This is a genomic window from Acidovorax sp. IB03, from assembly GCF_016406015.1.
Classification (GTDB): domain Bacteria; phylum Pseudomonadota; class Gammaproteobacteria; order Burkholderiales; family Burkholderiaceae_C; genus Acidovorax; species Acidovorax temperans.
Genome location: NZ_JAEFCH010000005.1, coordinates 157,661 through 173,508 on the forward strand (window position 1 = coordinate 157,661; position 15,848 = coordinate 173,508).

General features: G+C 65.2%; 13 protein-coding genes and 1 pseudogene. 8 read left to right on the forward strand and 6 right to left on the reverse strand.

Going from position 1 to position 15,848, the window contains the following annotated elements:
- Positions 1–197: 197 nt before the first annotated feature.
- The 4 genes from IHV84_RS04885 to IHV84_RS04900 all read left to right on the forward strand — a co-directional run bounded on the left by IHV84_RS04885 (position 198) and on the right by IHV84_RS04900 (position 5,048).
- Positions 198–1,619, forward strand: a complete 1,422-nt coding sequence (locus tag IHV84_RS04885; protein WP_198846037.1) for an efflux transporter outer membrane subunit — start codon at positions 198–200, stop codon at positions 1,617–1,619.
- A gap of 80 nt (positions 1,620–1,699) precedes the next feature.
- Positions 1,700–3,049, forward strand: coding sequence for an efflux RND transporter periplasmic adaptor subunit (locus tag IHV84_RS04890; RefSeq protein WP_198846038.1), 1,350 nt, complete (start codon positions 1,700–1,702; stop codon positions 3,047–3,049).
- A complete protein-coding gene (locus IHV84_RS04895; protein WP_198846039.1) occupies positions 3,046–3,840 on the forward strand; it encodes an ABC transporter ATP-binding protein in 795 nt (264 codons plus the stop codon). Before IHV84_RS04890 ends, IHV84_RS04895 begins: the two co-directional genes overlap by 4 nt.
- Positions 3,840–5,048, forward strand: coding sequence for an ABC transporter permease (locus IHV84_RS04900; protein ID WP_198846040.1), 1,209 nt, complete (start codon positions 3,840–3,842; stop codon positions 5,046–5,048). The genes IHV84_RS04895 and IHV84_RS04900 overlap by 1 nt, the downstream gene beginning before the upstream one ends.
- A gap of 100 nt (positions 5,049–5,148) precedes the next feature.
- Here the strand turns inward: IHV84_RS04900 and IHV84_RS04905 are convergent, their stop codons facing one another.
- The gene (locus IHV84_RS04905; protein ID WP_198846041.1) at positions 5,149–5,544 is read right to left on the reverse strand and encodes an Hsp20/alpha crystallin family protein; all 396 of its coding nucleotides are present in this window, start codon (positions 5,542–5,544) and stop codon (positions 5,149–5,151) included.
- 92 nt (positions 5,545–5,636) lie between these two features.
- On the opposite strand from IHV84_RS04905, the gene IHV84_RS04910 reads away from it, so the two are divergent.
- Entirely contained in the window at positions 5,637–6,983 is a 1,347-nt protein-coding gene (locus IHV84_RS04910) for a branched-chain amino acid ABC transporter substrate-binding protein (protein ID WP_198846042.1), read from the forward strand.
- Between the two features lie 45 nt (positions 6,984–7,028).
- Here IHV84_RS04910 and mltB read toward each other — a convergent pair whose 3' ends face one another.
- The 5 genes and pseudogenes from mltB to IHV84_RS04930 form a co-directional block, all read right to left on the reverse strand.
- Positions 7,029–8,120 (reverse strand): lytic murein transglycosylase B, encoded by a 1,092-nt coding sequence (gene mltB / locus IHV84_RS04915; protein WP_198846043.1) that lies wholly within the window; start codon positions 8,118–8,120, stop codon positions 7,029–7,031.
- Positions 8,121–8,129: 9 nt separating this feature from the next.
- On the reverse strand, positions 8,130–9,248 hold the full coding sequence (locus IHV84_RS20750; RefSeq protein ID WP_370541195.1) for a transglutaminase family protein: 1,119 nt from the start codon (positions 9,246–9,248) through the stop codon (positions 8,130–8,132).
- A pseudogene (locus tag IHV84_RS20755) lies at positions 9,231–10,234 on the reverse strand (DUF3488 domain-containing protein); the annotation flags it as partial. The pseudogene IHV84_RS20755 and the gene IHV84_RS20750, both read right to left, overlap by 18 nt.
- A gap of 147 nt (positions 10,235–10,381) precedes the next feature.
- Positions 10,382–11,422 carry a DUF58 domain-containing protein gene (locus tag IHV84_RS04925; protein WP_198846044.1) on the reverse strand — a complete coding sequence of 347 codons (1,041 nt, stop codon included), beginning with the start codon at positions 11,420–11,422 and terminating at the stop codon, positions 10,382–10,384.
- Positions 11,422–12,342, reverse strand: coding sequence for a MoxR family ATPase (locus tag IHV84_RS04930; RefSeq protein ID WP_198846045.1), 921 nt, complete (start codon positions 12,340–12,342; stop codon positions 11,422–11,424). The genes IHV84_RS04925 and IHV84_RS04930 overlap by 1 nt, the downstream gene beginning before the upstream one ends.
- Positions 12,343–12,443: 101 nt before the next feature.
- Between IHV84_RS04930 and IHV84_RS04935 the strand changes: the two genes are divergently transcribed.
- The 3 genes from IHV84_RS04935 (at position 12,444) to IHV84_RS04945 (ending at position 15,580) form a co-directional block, all read left to right on the forward strand.
- Positions 12,444–13,349: a histone deacetylase family protein gene (locus tag IHV84_RS04935; RefSeq protein ID WP_066690081.1), complete on the forward strand. Its 906-nt coding sequence runs from the start codon at positions 12,444–12,446 to the stop codon at positions 13,347–13,349.
- A 90-nt stretch (positions 13,350–13,439) separates the two neighbouring features.
- Positions 13,440–14,231 (forward strand): enoyl-CoA hydratase, encoded by a 792-nt coding sequence (locus IHV84_RS04940; RefSeq protein ID WP_198846046.1) that lies wholly within the window; start codon positions 13,440–13,442, stop codon positions 14,229–14,231.
- Positions 14,232–14,236: 5 nt separating this feature from the next.
- The gene (locus tag IHV84_RS04945) at positions 14,237–15,580 is read left to right on the forward strand and encodes a mechanosensitive ion channel family protein (protein ID WP_198846057.1); all 1,344 of its coding nucleotides are present in this window, start codon (positions 14,237–14,239) and stop codon (positions 15,578–15,580) included.
- Positions 15,581–15,848: the final 268 nt, after the last annotated feature.

Genomic DNA, 15,848 nt, shown 5'->3' on the forward strand with positions numbered 1-15,848 from the left:
GGCCCTCCCGCCGGTGGAGGGGGAGCGCATCTCGCGGTGCCCTGTGGAGCGGGTGAAATCTTCAGGCACAGCCCCGGCGACAAGCCTGGCGGCGCGGGCTGCTCGATTTCTTTACATCAGGTTGACACAAGCGCGTTCAGAGCGACAAGGGAAACCGTGACAATGGAATTTGCTGAGAATGATTTGCAAATAGATCCATGAAATCTTCCCCTTTCCAGTCCCCTGTCGCCGCTGGGCGTTGGCCGCGCTGCGTGCCATCTGCCAGTGCTGCGCTGGCTTTGGCCATGGTGCTGGCCGGTTGCAGTACCTTGCAGCCGCCCGATGCGCAGTTGCCCCCCGTGGCAGTGCCTGTCGGCTGGTCAGCGGCTGGGGCAGGGGGCATTGCCACGCCGCTGGTGCAGTGGTGGGAGCGGCTGGGCGACCCCGAACTGACGGCACTGATCAGCGAGGCCCTGGCCGCCAACACCTCGGTGCGCAGTGCCCAGGCGGCACTGCAGCAATCGCGCGCGCTGGTGGACGTGCAGACGGCTGGCACCTTGCCCCGGCTGGGTGCTTCGGGCTCTGCGCAGCGCAGCCGGGCGTCGGGCAGCACGGGCAACAGCTTCAGCGCCGGGTTTGATGCCAGCTGGGAGCCCGATGTATTCGGCCGCCTGCGGGCCGGGGTGAATGCTTCTGAAGCCGATGCCCGCGCTGCACAGGCCAGCCTGGCCGATGTGCAGGTGTCATTGGCGGCTGAAGTGGCCGTGAATTACATCGAGCTGCGCGGCCTGCAGCAGCGCCTGCAAATTGCTCTCAGTAATCTGGCCAGCCAGCAAGAAACCTTGCAGATTGCACAGTGGCGCCTGCAGGCCGGGTTGACCACCTCGCTGGTGGCCGAACAGGCCCGGGCTGCGGCAGAGCAGACCGCCGCCCAGATACCGGCGTTGCAAAGCAGCCTGGCCCAGTCGCGCCACAGCCTGGCAGTTTTGACGGGGCAGCCACCGGCGGCGCTCAACGCGCGGCTGGAGGCCACGGCCATGGTGCCCGTGCCGCCTGACGACCTGGCTTTGGATATTCCGGCCCAGACGTTGCGTCAGCGCCCCGATGTGCGTGCGGCGGAGCACCGCGTGGCAGCCGCCGCAGCGCGCGTGGCGCAGGCCGATGCCGCGCGCTACCCGGATTTTTCGCTCAGCGGCACCCTGGGGCTGAGGGCCTTGACCGTGGGGGCGCTCACGGCGGGCAATGCGGTGACCAGCTCAATCGCTGCGGGTGTAACGGCGGCGTTGTTCGATGGTGGCGCGGCCCGTGCCCAGGTGCGTTCGCAAGAGGCTGCGCTGGACCAGGTGCGGGTGGCGTACGAGGCCACGGTGCTTGCAGCGCTGAAGGACGTGGAAGATGCCCTGGTGGCCTTGCAAGGCAACCGTGAACGGTTGCAGCGCCTGCAGGCCGCAGCCGATGCCGCCGCCAATGCCGCATTGATGGCGCAGCAGCGCTACGCCAGTGGCCTGATTGATTTCGCCACCGTGTTGGAAACCCAGCGCACGCAGCTGTCTGCACAAGACAGTGTGGCGACCACGGTGGCCAGCGTTGCGGCGGACCATGTGCGGCTCTACAAAGCTTTGGGCGGCGGCTGGCAGTAGCCAGGCGCTCTTGGCGCCCCTGCGGGCGCAGTCTGGCGCAGGCCACGTGCTCTTTATCTTGTTGTTTTGATTCTTGATCCATGAACCATCCTGACACTTCTGTGAAATCTCCCAAGGCTGCATCGGCGCAGGCTGCAGGCCTGGCCGGGTTGCTGGGGGCTGCGCCTCGGCGCCGCTGGTGGCAGCGCACCACGCTGTGGATTGGCGTGGCTGCCTTGCTGGTGGCTGTCGGGGGCGTGTATGCGTGGCAAAGCAGCAAGGCGGCCAACGCCGCCCCCAGCTACGTGACGGAAGAGGTGCGCCGCGGCAACCTCACGCTCAGCGTGGCGGCCAACGGCACCTTGCAGCCCACCCGGTCGGTGACGATTGGCAGCGAGCTTTCGGGCACCGTGCGCAACGTGCTGGTCGATGTGAACGACAAGGTCAAGAAGGGCCAGGTACTGGTGGAGCTGGACACCGCCAAGCTCGAAGCACAGGTGCTGCGCTCGCGTGCATCCCTGGCTGCCGCCCAGGCCCGGTTGGCGCAGGCCGTGGCCACCACCAAAGAGGCCACCGCGGGCCTGGCGCGCTTGCAGGAAGTGGCGCGCCTGTCGGGCGGCAAGGTGCCGTCTGCCACCGAGCTGGATGCCGGGCAGGCCACGCTGGACCGGGCCAAGGCCGACGAGGCCAGTGCCCGTGCATCGGTCGATGACGCCCGTGCGGCCCTGTCTACCGACGAAACCAATCTCTCGAAGGCATCGATCCGTTCGCCCATCAACGGTGTGGTGCTCACCCGCAGTGTGGAGCCTGGCAACGCCGTGGCTGCATCGCTGCAAGCGGTGACGCTGTTCACGGTGGTGGAAGACCTGACCCGCCTGCGGCTGGATGTGAGCGTGGACGAGGCCGATGTGGGCTCGCTCACCGTGGGGCAAAAGGCCAGCTTCACCGTCAGCGCCTACCCCTCGCGTCGCTACCCGGCCGAGGTCACGCGCGTGTCGTTTGGCTCCACCAAGACCGATAACGTCGTCACCTATATCACCTGGCTGGATGTGGACAACAGCGACTTGAGCCTGCGCCCCGGCATGACGGCAGCGGCCACCATTACCTCCACCGAGCGCAACGACGTGCTGCTGGTGCCCAACACCGCCTTGCGCTTTACCCCCGCTCAGGCGGGCGCCGAGGCGGCTGGCAAGCCTGCCAGCGCCAACCGCGGCATCGTCTCGCAGCTCATGCCCGGCCCGCCACGCAGCTCCAGCCGCAAAACGGCTGGCGGCGGGGGGCCTGGCGCCGGGCAGACGCGCCAGATCTGGCTGCTCCAGGACGGTGTGCCCCAGCCCGTGAGCGTGAAGGTGGGCATTAGCGATGGCCGCATGACCGAGGTGAGCGCCGAGGGCCTGGAGCCCGGTGCGCAGGTGATCACCGACCAGCGCATGGGCAAGGCGGCACCATGACCGCCCCGCAGGCAGAACCAGGGCGCCCGCCAGCCGAGGCGCCCATCATCGAGTTGCGTGGCGTGACCAAGGTGTATGGCGAAGGGGCGCTGGCCTTCCAGGCCCTCAGGGGGGTGGACCTGCGGATTGCGCAGGGCGACTTCGTGGCCATCATGGGCCCCAGCGGGTCGGGCAAATCCACCGCCATGAACACGCTGGGTTGCCTGGACCGGCCCACCACCGGCGAATACCTGTTCAAGGGCGTGCATGTCGAAGCCCTCTCGCGCGATGAGCGCGCGCTGCTACGCCGCCGCTATTTCGGCTTTGTGTTTCAGGGCTTCAATCTGCTGGCACGCACCTCGGCGCAAGAGAATGTGGAGTTGCCGCTGCTGTACCGGGGCGAATCTGCGGCCACGCGCAAGGCCGCTGCCGCGCGCGCGCTGGATGCGGTGGGGCTCAAAGGCTGGGAGCATCACACCCCGGCCGAACTCTCGGGCGGGCAACAGCAGCGCGTAGCGATTGCCCGGGCCATCGTGACCGAGCCGGTGGTGCTGCTGGCCGATGAGCCTACCGGCAACCTCGACACCCAACGCAGCCACGAAATCATGGAACTGCTGTGGCGGCTCAATGCCGAGCAGGGCATCACCGTGCTGATGGTGACGCACGAGCCCGATATGGCCGAATACGCGCGCCGGATGGTGCGGTTTGTCGATGGCGTGGTGGATTCGGACACCCTCAACCCGCACCCAGTCGGGCTACGTGGCAAGCCCGCCCCGGTGGTGGCTGCTCACGCCAGCCAGGGAGTCGCGTGATGCTGTTCAACACCATCTTGCTGGCGTTGCGGTCCATCCGGCGCAACCTGATGCGCTCGTTTCTCACCATCCTGGGCATCGTGATCGGGGTGAGCGCGGTGATCACCATGGTGACGCTGGGCAACGGCGCCACCTTGGCTGTGCAGACGCAAATCTCCAGCCTGGGCACCAACCTGCTGCAAGTGCGGCCAGGCCAGCGCATGGGGCCGGGTGGCGGCACGGGTGCGCCGTCATTCAAGGACACTGATGCCGACGCGATTGCGCAGCAGATCGGCGGCATCTTGGCAGTGGCGCCGGAGGCGCGTGCAGGCGCCACGGTGGTGGCCGGCGGGCGCAACTGGACAACCAGCGTGATCGGCAGCACCAATGCCTGGTTGCAGACAGGCAACTGGACGGTTCAGGCCGGAGGCCGCACTTTCACCGACCCCGAACTGCGTGCCGGGGCCGCCGTGTGCCTGATCGGCGAGACCATTCGCCGCGAGCTGTATGGTGGCCGCGACCCGGTGGGTGAGCAACTGCGCGTGAAAGCCTTCTCGTGCGAAGTGGTGGGCGTGCTCGGCTCCAAGGGCCAGGGGGCGTTTGGCAATGACCAGGATGACATGGTGCTCATCCCCCTCAAAACACTGCAGCGACGCGTGACGGGCAACACCCGCGTGAACACGCTGCTGGTGTCGATGCAGGACGGCAGCGACCCCACCCGCGTCAAAAGCGCGCTGACGCAGCTGCTGCGTGAGCTGCGCAAGCTCTCGGACACGGACGAAGACAACTTCAATGTGCTCGACACCAAGCAACTGGCTGATACTTTTGCGGGCACCACCAAGGTGATGACCACGCTGCTGGGCGCGGTGGCCGCCGTGAGCTTGCTGGTGGGCGGCATCGGCATCATGAACATCATGCTGGTGAGCGTGACCGAGCGCACCCGCGAAATCGGTCTGCGCCTGGCCATTGGCGCGCTGGAGCGCGAGGTGCTGCTGCAGTTCCTGATCGAGGCGGTGGTGCTGGCTGCGCTGGGCGGCCTGGTGGGCATTGTGCTGGCCACAGTGGCATCGCTGGGCCTGGCGCAGGTGATGGGTGTGCCCTACCTGTTCAATCCTGCGGTCAACCTGCTGTCTTTTGTGTTTTCAGCAGGCATCGGCGTGGTGTTTGGTTACTTCCCGGCGCGCCGTGCTGCGCACATGGACCCCATCGACGCCTTGCGCCACGAATAGCCTGGAGGTTGTGGCCGCCCTCGGCTGCTGCGGGACAGAACGCAAAAAGGCCGCTTTCGATCGTGGCGAAAGCGGCCTTTTTGACGGCGTGCGCCGCGGTTCAGTGGATGGTCAGCGAGGTGGCTTTGCTGGCGGGCTCCACGCGGGCCAGGGTCAGTGTGAGAACACCGTTTTCAAGCTTGGCAGTGCTGGCGGCGGTGTCAATGTCCTGCGCCAGTTCCCAGGCGCGCTGAACGCTGCGGGGCGCGCCTTCCACGCTTTGCACTTTGACTACATTGCCTTCGATGGTGATGTTCAGTTGCTCGCGTGACAGACCGGGCACATCCAGTTGCAGCGTGGTGTGCTTGTCATCCTGGGTAACGGTGTAGCCCGCTGGCTGACTGGTACCACCAGCGGTTGCCCCCAGCGTGCCCATCAAAAAACGTTGCAAAGCCAGGTCGGCAGAGCGGGGTGTGTGGGTGTAAGCGGCGCGGCGGATGACGGGGGTGAAGAACATGGAGACTCCTATACACTGCGCGGCTCTCGACGTGGTCGCCGCATGCACAGGAGGTGTGTGCGCCGCCGCAGGATTTCAAGGGAAAAATGAGCATGAATAAATTGCAGACCACGGGCTTGAAATGGCGCCGTGCAGCACTATTTCGGGCTGTTTGTGCCGTCGCCGGCGCAGCAGTGATGGGCCTGGTGCCCGTGGCGTCGGGCTGGGCCCAGACCGCAGCGCCTGCTGCTGCCGCCCCTGCGGGCAAACCCATCAAGGTGGCGTTGATCGAAAGCCTTTCAGGCACTTTTGCCAACACAGGCGAGGCGGTGTTTCGCAACGTGTACTGGGCCATGGAACGTGTGAATGCGCGCGGTGGTGTGGCCTTGCCCGCTGCGGCTGGCGGCAAGCGCCCGCTGGTGCTGGAACGCTACGACAGCAAGGGCCAGAACGAAGAAGCCTTGTCGGCCCTGCGCGCAGCAATTGATGACGGCGCGCAAGTCATCTTGCAGGGCAATTCTTCGGCCACGGCTGCGGTGCTGATCGAGGCCATCAACAAGCACAACGAGCGTGAACCCGGCAAACGCGTGCTGTTCCTGAACTACTCGGCGGTGGACCCGATCCTCACCAACGAAAAGTGCAGCTTCTGGCACTTCCGCTTTGATGCCCACGCCGACATGCGCATGGCCGCGTTGATGGAGGTGATGCGTGAGGACAAAGCCCTCAAGAGCGTGTACCTGATTGGCCAGGACTACAGCTTTGGCCAGGCCGTGCTGCGCGAGGCCAAGAAGCAGCTGGCCGCGCAGCGCCCCGACGTGGCGGTGGTGGGCGACGAGCTGCACCCGGTGGGCCGCGTCAAAGACTTTGCGCCTTACGCTGTCAAGATCAAGAGCAGCGGCGCGCAGGCGGTGGTCACCGGCAACTGGGGCAATGACCTGACCCTGCTGGTGAAAGCCGCCCGCGAGGTGGGCTACGAAGGCAGCTTCTACACCTTCTATGGCAACGCCCTGGGCGCGCCCGCCGCCATGGGTGATGCGGGCATTGGCAAGGTGGTGGCCGTGGCCGACTGGCTGCCCAATGTGCCGGGTGCGCAGAGCGAGGCGTTCTACCAGTCCTTCCGCGAACGCTTTCCCAAGCCGCAGGACGACTATGTGCACATGCGTATGCAGCTCATGATCGAGGCCCTGGCCCAGTCGATGGAGCGGGCCGGCTCCACCGATGTGGTGGCCGTGGCGCGGCAAATGGAGAAGGCCAGCGTGCAACTAGCGGGGCAGGGCGGCACCATGCGCGCTGCCGACCACCAGTTTCAGCAAGCCCTGGCCGTGGGTGTGATGGACAAGAAGGGCGCGCCGGGCGTCAAGTTTGATGTGGAAGGCTCAGGCTACGGCTTTCGCGTGGTGCGGCAGATTCCTGCGGCCAAGGCGCAGCAGCCGCACAGCTGCAACATGCAGCGGCCTTGATAGCGGTGGATCCCGGCAGCCGCCGGGCTCCGCCTTCGTGGCGTGTCAGCGGCTGGAGGCCAAAGTCGCGTTGCGTGCGGCGGCCACTTCGCGCCCCAGCTCGATCACCGCCATGGCGTAGTAGCTGGACCAGTTGTAGCGCGTGATGGCGTAGAAGTTTTCGGTGCCTGCCACGTAGGTGGGCGCATCGCCACCGTTTTCCAGTTCCACCAGGGCCAGCGGGCCAGCGTGTTGGGCGCCCGCCGCATCCAGCAAAGCGCCCTTGGCCTGCATGCTGGTGGCGCTGAAGGTGGGCAGGATGTCGGGGGCCAGCAATTCGTCCATCTTCACCGTGGCGGGGTCGAATTGCACGCTGTAATGCGTGGGCATGCCGGTGGTCCAGCCGTGGCCCTTGAAGTAGTTGGCCACGGAGCCGATGGCGTCCGTGGGGCTCCTGAACAAATCGATGCGGCTGTCGCCATCAAAGTCCACGGCAAACCGGGCCCAGCTGGAAGGCATGAACTGCCCCAGCCCCATTGCGCCCGCGTAGCTGCCGCGCACCTCGAACGGATCGATGTTGGTGCGGTTGGACAGGCTCAGCCACTGCTCCAGCTCGCGGCGGAAGAATTCGGTGCGCTCTTTGGCGCGCGGGTGAGCTGCCGGGAAGTCAAACGCCAGGGTGGCGAGCGCGTCCATCACGCGGAAGTTGCCCATCTGCTGGCCGTAGATGGTCTCTACCCCGATGATGCCGACGATGATCTCAGCGGGCACACCGTATTCCTGCTCGGCGCGAGCCAGGGCCTCGCGGTGTTCCTGCCAAAACCGCACGCCTGCGCGGATACGGATGGGATCGATGAAACGGCTGCGGTACACACGCCAGTTCTTGGCCGTGCCTTTGGCGGGCGGCAGCATGAGCTTGGGCACCGAGCCCAGAAAACGCGCCTGGCCCACCGCTTGGCGCACCCATTCGCGGTCCAGCCCCCGGCGCTCTGCCAGGTCGTCGGCAAACTGCATGGCATCGTCGCGCTGGGCATAGGGGGTGCTGCCCTGCACGGCGTTGCTGCGGCTCGCGCTTTGTGAGGGTTTTTGGGGCTTGGCGCTTGCAGGTATTGCGCAAGCAGCTATCAAAGCAGTAGCAAGAAAAACAGTTTTGAACATGCAGTCAGGTCACTGGCCTGGGGTGGGTTGGGGCCAAGAAAGGGTGTTGAATTCGCGCCGCAGCGTGCCCAGTTGCTGGGCCGGTTGCGGGGCATAGCGTACCTGCTCCAGCCGCAGCAGCCAGTCGTGGATGCGCTGCGCCTGGGCTTGTGTGATCGGTGCCGCCGCGCCACTGGCCGTGCCCCAATGGGCCTGTACGCGCTGCGCCATGGCGCGCGGGGGCAGATGATCGGGCAGTGGCAACCCGGCCGCTTCCAGCCGTTTGCGCGTGCGCCCCAGCAGGCGCAGCCACGGGTCATGCTGGCGGCGTTCCCACCAGGTCCACGTGGCGCCCCCCAGGGCGGCCACGCCCAGCAGCGATCCGAGGATCGTGGTCAGGTCTTGCCAGCTGGGCGATTCAAAACCCAGTTTTTTCAGCAAGTCCATCTGGCTGTTCTGGCTGTAGTTGAGCACCCACTGGTTCCAGCGGTTGTTCACGGCCTCCCATACCGCACGCATTTGCTGAAGTGCGTTTGCGCCGATGACGTTGCCCACGGCCGATGCAATCGCCCCCTGGGGAATGGGCAGGCGCTCAAAAGCACCCACGCGGCCAGGAGCTACCGCGCCCGTGGGGTCCACCCGCACCCAGCCGCGCTCTGCGATCCATACCTCTGCCCAGGCATGGGCATCGCTTTGGCGCACCGTCCAGTAGCCGTCCAGCGAGTTTTGCCCGCCGCCCTGGTAGCCGGTGACGATACGCGCAGGCACGTCCATGGCCCGCATCAGCACCACGAAAGCGGAGGCAATGTGTTCGCAAAAACCTTCTTTACGGTCAAACCAGAACTCATCGGCCGTGTGCTCGCCGTACACACCAGGCTCCAGCGTGTAGGTATAGCCGCCGGTGCGCAGGCGCGCCATGGCAGCTTCGACCAGGGCGGCTGTGTCGTCGCCCGCCAGGGCACGGTCGGCACGCATTTGCGCTGCCAGGGCCAGGGTGCGCGGGTTGAAGCCTGGCGGCAGGGCCGTGAACTCACGCAGCTGTCGCACGGATGCCGTGGGGCCGTGGCGGAATTCAGGGTAGCTTTCAGCCCGGTAGCGCATCACATCGGTGACCGGGCGGGTGGTCATCCACTGCAGATCCTGCGTCATGTAGGTGGGGTTGCCGGGCAGCTCCGGGGCCTGGGGGGTGGATTCCAGCACCATCAGCCAGGGGCGCTTGTGTGGCTCCAGTGTCACTTCATAGCGCAGCGCAGGGCCTTGCACCTTCAGGTTGGCAGGCAGGGCGGCACGCGCCGCCCAACTGCTGTCTTCACGAAACGGCTCGGCCCGCCATTCACGCCCATCAAACCCGGATAGCACGGGCCCGCGAAAGTAGAGGGAAGACGCGGGTGGAGTCGCTTGTGCAGGGTCGTCGAACTTGATACGAAACGCTATGGCATCGCTGAGCGCAAGCTCGGCAATCGTTCCCACTTGCATGAACCCCGACAGCCCAGTTCGGCCCACCATCTGATCACCCGGCACACCCCACAGCGGTGCCATGCGGGGGAACAGCACGAACAGCGCCGCCATGATGGGCGCCCCCAGCAGCGCCATGGTGAACGCGGTGCGAAACGCCTGTGCGAGGGGGGGCGGCCCACTGGCATGTGGGCGTTGACCAGCGCTGTGAGCATGCCCAGCAGTGCGAGCAGCATGGCCGCAGCGGTCAGCAGCGACTGCGAGTTGAAAAAGCTGCTGATCATGGTGAAAAAGCCCAGGAAGAAGATGACCAGCGCATCGCGACGGGCCCGCAATTCCAGGGTTTTCAGGGCCAAGAGGGCAATCACCAGCGTCACCCCTGCTTCGCGGCCCACAAACGTGCCGTGCGAAAAAACGGTGCCCGCCACCGCCAGAGGGGCCAGCAGGCCGGAACTGATCCAGCGGCTGGGCAGGGGGCGGCTGTGCCAGGCCAGCCACCCGCGCCACACCAGCACCCCAGCCGCGAGCAGCGTGGTCCACACCGGCAGGGTGGGAACTTGTGGTGCGATCACCCAGGCAATCACGACCAGCAAAAACAGCGTGTCACGCGCGTCGCGCGGCAATTGGGCCAGGGTTTGGCGCAGCGAGGCGCCGCTCTTGATGCTGGTTAGGCTGCTCATTTGGTCACCCCGCAAATGGCGTGGCCAATGGAGACAGGCGGTATGGTGCTATCAAAAGATGAGCTGCTTGCGCTTTTGCAGAGGGCGTTAGAGGCAGTTTTCATGCTTCACTCCAACCAATAAGCTGCGGGACATGGCGAATACTGTTCAGCACAGCGCCAACGCTTCCAGGCATTGCACGCGGTGGGGGGCACCGTTGGCAGGGGGGATTTCTCGCCCCGGCACACGCAGGCCGTAGTCCAGGCCCAGCCGGTCGGCTTGCAACACCCAAGCAGTGACGCGTGAGATGCGGGCTTCCAGGTCGGGCAACTGGGCATGGGCCACGTCCAGCCACAGTTCCTGCCGGTGGCTTTGTTGCGCGTCGCGGCTGACCAGATCGTCCGCCCCGCTGCCCAGGGATTTGGCGGCCTTTTTCCAGACCACGAGCTTGAGGGGATCCCCACGGCGGTAGGCCCGCACACCGTCAAACTCGCCGATGCCTTGGCTGGTGGCGTGGCCCTTGCCCGTGGCGCGGGGCTCTCCCACTGGCAGTGGCGGCGGGGTGGATTCGGGGGCCGGGTACACCAGCAGCTGGGCGGCCGGCCGCCAGTAGGTCCACACGCGGAAGGTGCCCAGCGGAAAGCGTGTCTCGGCCGTCAAGGTAGGCACGGGGTGCAGGCCTCGCCGCCGGGGTTGAAAGGCAATGTGCACCACGGCTTGCCCCTGTGCGGGCACATCTGTCCAGGCCCAGTGGTGGTCGGCGTGGGTGGATGGGTCATCGCCACCGTGCACGGCGATGCCAATGCCATACCGTGGGGTGGAGCGCTGGCTGGTGAGTTGCACCTCCAGCGCCGCGCTGCTGCCCATGAATTGCGGTTGGGGCTGCTTCAAATGCAGCGTCAGCCCGCGCAGCGTGGCGTGGCTGATGTGCATGCCAATCACGGCGCTGCCCGCCAGCATGAAGGTGAACAGGTAGCCCAGGTTGAGCTGGAAGTTGATGGAGGCAATGAGCAACACCACCAGCGTCACCGCCAGCATCCATCCCGGGCCGGTGGGCAGGATGTAGACGTTGCGCTGTGTCAGCTCCAGGGTGTCGGTGGGTTTGAGGCGCCCCTGCCACCACGCGCGAAAGCGCCGCCGCAGTGCGGCGGCGGGCGACCAGCGTGCCAGCCAGCCCGGTGCGGATGGGGGCGGGGCAGTGGAGGCCATCACGCGAGCGGAACCGCATCCACCATGGCGCGCACCTGCTCCACGGCGCCGCGTCCGGCGTCACCCACGGGTACCAGCCGGTGGGCAATGGTTTGGGGTAGCACGGCTTGCACGTCATCAGGTGCCACGTAGTCGCGCCCGCTGATCAGCGCCTGCGCCTTGGCCGCACGCATGAGCGCAATGCCTGCGCGCGGCGAGAGGCCCTGCAAAAACCACTTGCCCGAGCGGGTGGCATCCACCAGGTCCTGCACGTAATTCAGCAGGGCGTCTGACGTGTGCACCGACAGCACCTGGCGTTGCAGCTCGGCCAGTTCGTGCGGTGTGAGCAAGGCGGGCAGGGTGTCCACCATGTCGCGGCGGTCGGAGCCCGCCAGCAGCAGGCGCTCGGCAGCCCGGTCGGGGTAGCCGATGGAGATGCGCATCAAAAAACGATCCAGTTGCGATTCAGGCAGTGCAAAGGTGCCAAGCTGGTCTTGCGGGTTTTGCGTGGCAATCACAAAGAACGGGTGGGGCAGGGGGCGGGTGGCGCCTTCCACCGACACCTGCTTTTCTTCCATGGCCTCCAGCAGCGCGCTTTGCGTCTTGGGGCTGGCGCGGTTGATTTCATCGGCCAGCAGCACCTGCGCGAACACGGGGCCGGGATGGAACACGAAGGATTCCTTGCCGCGCTCATAGACAGACACGCCGGTGAGGTCGCTGGGCATCAGGTCGGCCGTGAATTGCACGCGCGAGAACTGCAGGCCAAAGGTGCGCGACAGCGCATGGGCCAGCGTGGTCTTGCCCACCCCCGGAACGTCCTCGATGAGCAAATGCCCCCCGGCCAATAGGCAAGCGACGCAGTCTTGTACCTGCGCCTTTTTCCCCACGATCACCGTGTTAAGCTGATCCAGAAGCGAGTTGATTTTGTGCTGTGCATCCATGGCGCAACGTTATCCGAAAAACTCTGAATCAATCGAGACACGGGGACAAGACTGTGAGCAAGACGGGCTATTTCACGCACAGGGATTGTTGGAAACACGAAATGGGCCCTGGCCACCCGGAATGCCCGGAGCGGCTGGATGCCATTGAAGACCGCTTGCTGGTCACCGGAGTGGGGGATGCGCTGGAGCGTTTTGAAGCCCCCGAAGCCGCCCTGGCCGACATTGAACTGGCTCACGACCGGATGTACGTGGCTGCGCTGCGGGGCATGTCAGATCGGCTGAATGAAGAACTGATGGCGGGCGGCCCCAATTACGCGCAGCTCGACACCGACACCTCCATCAACGCCCACACCTGGAAGGCCGCATTGCGCGCTGCGGGCGCCGCTCTGGCCGCCACCGATGCCGTGATGGCGGGCGAGCTGGAAAACGCCTTTTGTGCGGTGCGCCCCCCGGGCCACCATGCCACCCGCAGCAAGGCGATGGGTTTTTGCTTTTTCAACAACGTGGCGGTGGCTGCCAAATACGCGCTGCAGCGCTACAACCTGCACCGCGTGGCGGTGGTGGACTTTGATGTGCACCACGGTAATGGCACCGAGGACATCCTGGCGGGCGACTCGCGCGCCCTCATGGTCAGCATCTTCCAGCACCCTTTCTACCCTTACAGCGGCGACGTCGATCCGGCGCCCAACATGGTCAATGTGCCTGTGGCGGCGTACACCCGGGGCATGGACATCCGCGAAATCATCGAGATGATGTGGATTCCGAGGCTGGAGGCGTTCAAGCCCGAGATGATTTTCGTGAGCGCGGGCTTTGACGCCCACCGCGAGGACGACATGGGCCAGCTCGGGTTGACCGAGCAGGACTACACCTGGATCACCCAGCGCATCAAGGACATTGCCCGCCGCTATTCCAAGGGGCGCATTGTTTCTTGCCTGGAGGGTGGCTATGTCATGGGCCCGCTGGCCCGCAGCGTGGAAGCGCATCTGCGCGTGCTGGCTGATTTGTGACGTATTCCCCGGGGCGCAGCTGGTGTTGCATCCCGGGTCGCCTTGCGGTGAGCCGCCCTACTGCGGCGGCTTGGCCGATGAAAGCAAGACATGACAACAACGACTTTGAACGATGTACTCCAGGTCACCCGTGATGCGCGCGGCGTGGTCACCCTGACTCTGAACGACCCTGCCCGCTTCAACGCCTTGGGCGGTGAGATGCTCTCGGCGTTGCAGCAGGCGCTGGATGACGTGGCGCGGGACGACACTGCGCGCGTGGTGGTGCTGGCTGGCTCTGGCAAGGCCTTTTGTGCGGGGCATAACCTCAAGGACATGGCCGCCAACCCCGATCTGGCTTACTACCAAAAGCTGTTTGCACAGTGCAGCCGCATGATGTTGGCCATCCACAAGCTGCCCGTGCCCGTCATCGCGCGCGTGCACGGCATGGCGACGGCGGCGGGTTGTCAGCTGGTGGCCCAGTGCGACCTGGCAGTGGCGGCCGAAGAGGCCAGCTTCGCCACCAGTGGCATCCACTACGGTCTGTTTTGCGCCACGCCCAGTGTGCCGCTGGTGCGCAACGTGCCGGCCAAGCGCGCCATGGAAATGCTGCTCACCGGTGATTTCATTGACGCACGCACCGCTTTGGCACAGGGCTTGGTCAACCGGGTGGTGGCTGCCGACGCGCTGGATGCCGAGGTGGAAAAGCTTGTTCATTCCATCCTGGAAAAGCCCCGCACCGCAGTGGCCATGGGCAAGGCTCTTGTGTACCAGCAACGCGAGCTGGGGCTGGAAGCCGCCTACCAGCTGGCAGGCCAAACCATGGCCTGCAACATGATGGACGCTGCCGCCCAGGAGGGCGCCCGTGCATTCGCTGAAAAACGCACACCGGAGTGGAAGCGCTGATGGCGATGGATACAAGCGACTTTCTGCTGGATGACGTAGGCCAGTGGCTGGGGGCCTTTGCGTCCCCTACGGTGTTGATTGAATTGGCCAGCCTGCTGGTGTGTGTGGGGCTGGCCTGGGTGGTGGTGGCAGGGCTGCGACGTGGGTTGCACCATGAAGGGCACCGTTCCATCCTGTTTGGCCACCGGGTGATAGACGGTGCCTTGTTCCCCATCGTGTTGCTGGCGTCTGGCTATGTGGCGCGTACCCTGTTGATCAAGTGGGTGCCGCTGGCCGTGTTCAAGGTGGCGATTCCGGTGCTGGTCTCGCTCGTGGTCATCCGCATCGGCGCCAAAGTGCTGCAGGTGGCCTTTCCCCAGTCGGCCTGGGTCAAGCCGATCGAGCGCTCGATTTCCTGGCTGGCATGGATGGCTATGGTGCTCTGGGTTACGGGCCTGCTGCCGCGGGTGCTGGGCGAGATGGAGCAGATCCACTGGAAGGTGGGCAACGTCACCCTGAGCCTGCGCACCATGGTGGAGGGGGCTTTGACGGCGGGCGCGGTGCTGCTGCTCACCCTGTGGGTGTCCGCTGCGATTGAGTCGCGGCTGCTGCGCTCGGCCACCGGCGCCGAGTTGTCGCTGCGCAAGGCCATCAGCAATGCGCTGCGGGCCCTGATGGTGTTCTTCGGCCTCATCATCTCGATGTCTGCCGTGGGCATCGACCTCACGGCCTTGTCGGTGCTGGGCGGTGCGGTGGGGGTGGGGATTGGTCTGGGCTTGCAGAAGCTGGCCGCCAACTATGTCAGCGGCTTTGTGATCTTGACCGAGCGCAGCATGCGCATTGGCGACAACGTGCGGGTGGATAACTTTGAGGGCCGCATCACCAACATCAACGCGCGGTACACGGTGGTGCGTTCTTCTGCCGGAAGCGAATCGATCGTGCCCAATGAAATGATGATCACCCAGCGCGTGGAAAACCTGTCGCTGGCCGACCCACGGGTGTGGCTTTCCACGGTGGTGAGTGTGGCTTACGACAGTGATGTGGACTTGGTGATCCGTCTGCTCACCGAGTCTGCCCTGGCCAGCAGCCGCGTGCTGCGCGATCCAGCCCCCTCGGCGGCGCTGTCGGCCTTTGGTGCGGATGGTCTGGAGTTCACGGTCGGCTTCTGGATTGCCGACCCCGAAAACGGCACCTTGGGTCTGCGCTCAGACATCAACCGCGCCATTTTGGCGGCGCTGCGGGCGCACAAGATCGACATTCCATTTCCGCAGCGGGTCATGCATGTGCAAGTGGACGGCGGCCTGCCTGCGGCGGGCCCCTCCGTTGCGGATTTGGCGGGCGTTGCCATGTCGGGCGAACGGGGGCAATGACCCCGCCGCGCGCAGGGGGCCGAAAACTTTTGCGGTGTGGCCGGTTTGCTGGCCTATAATCCAGAAAAGCACGGTCGTTCGTTTTTGAGATATGCTGCATTGGTGCGTACTTTTTGACAGGTTCGCTGCAGTGCGACATAGAATGTTCCGGTTTACGTAAACGTCAATTCAACCAACTCTCTAGGAGCCGCAGCAATGAAGGTTTTGGTCCCTGTCAAGCGCGTGGTGGACTACAACGTGAAGGTCCGCGTGAAGTCGGACAACACAG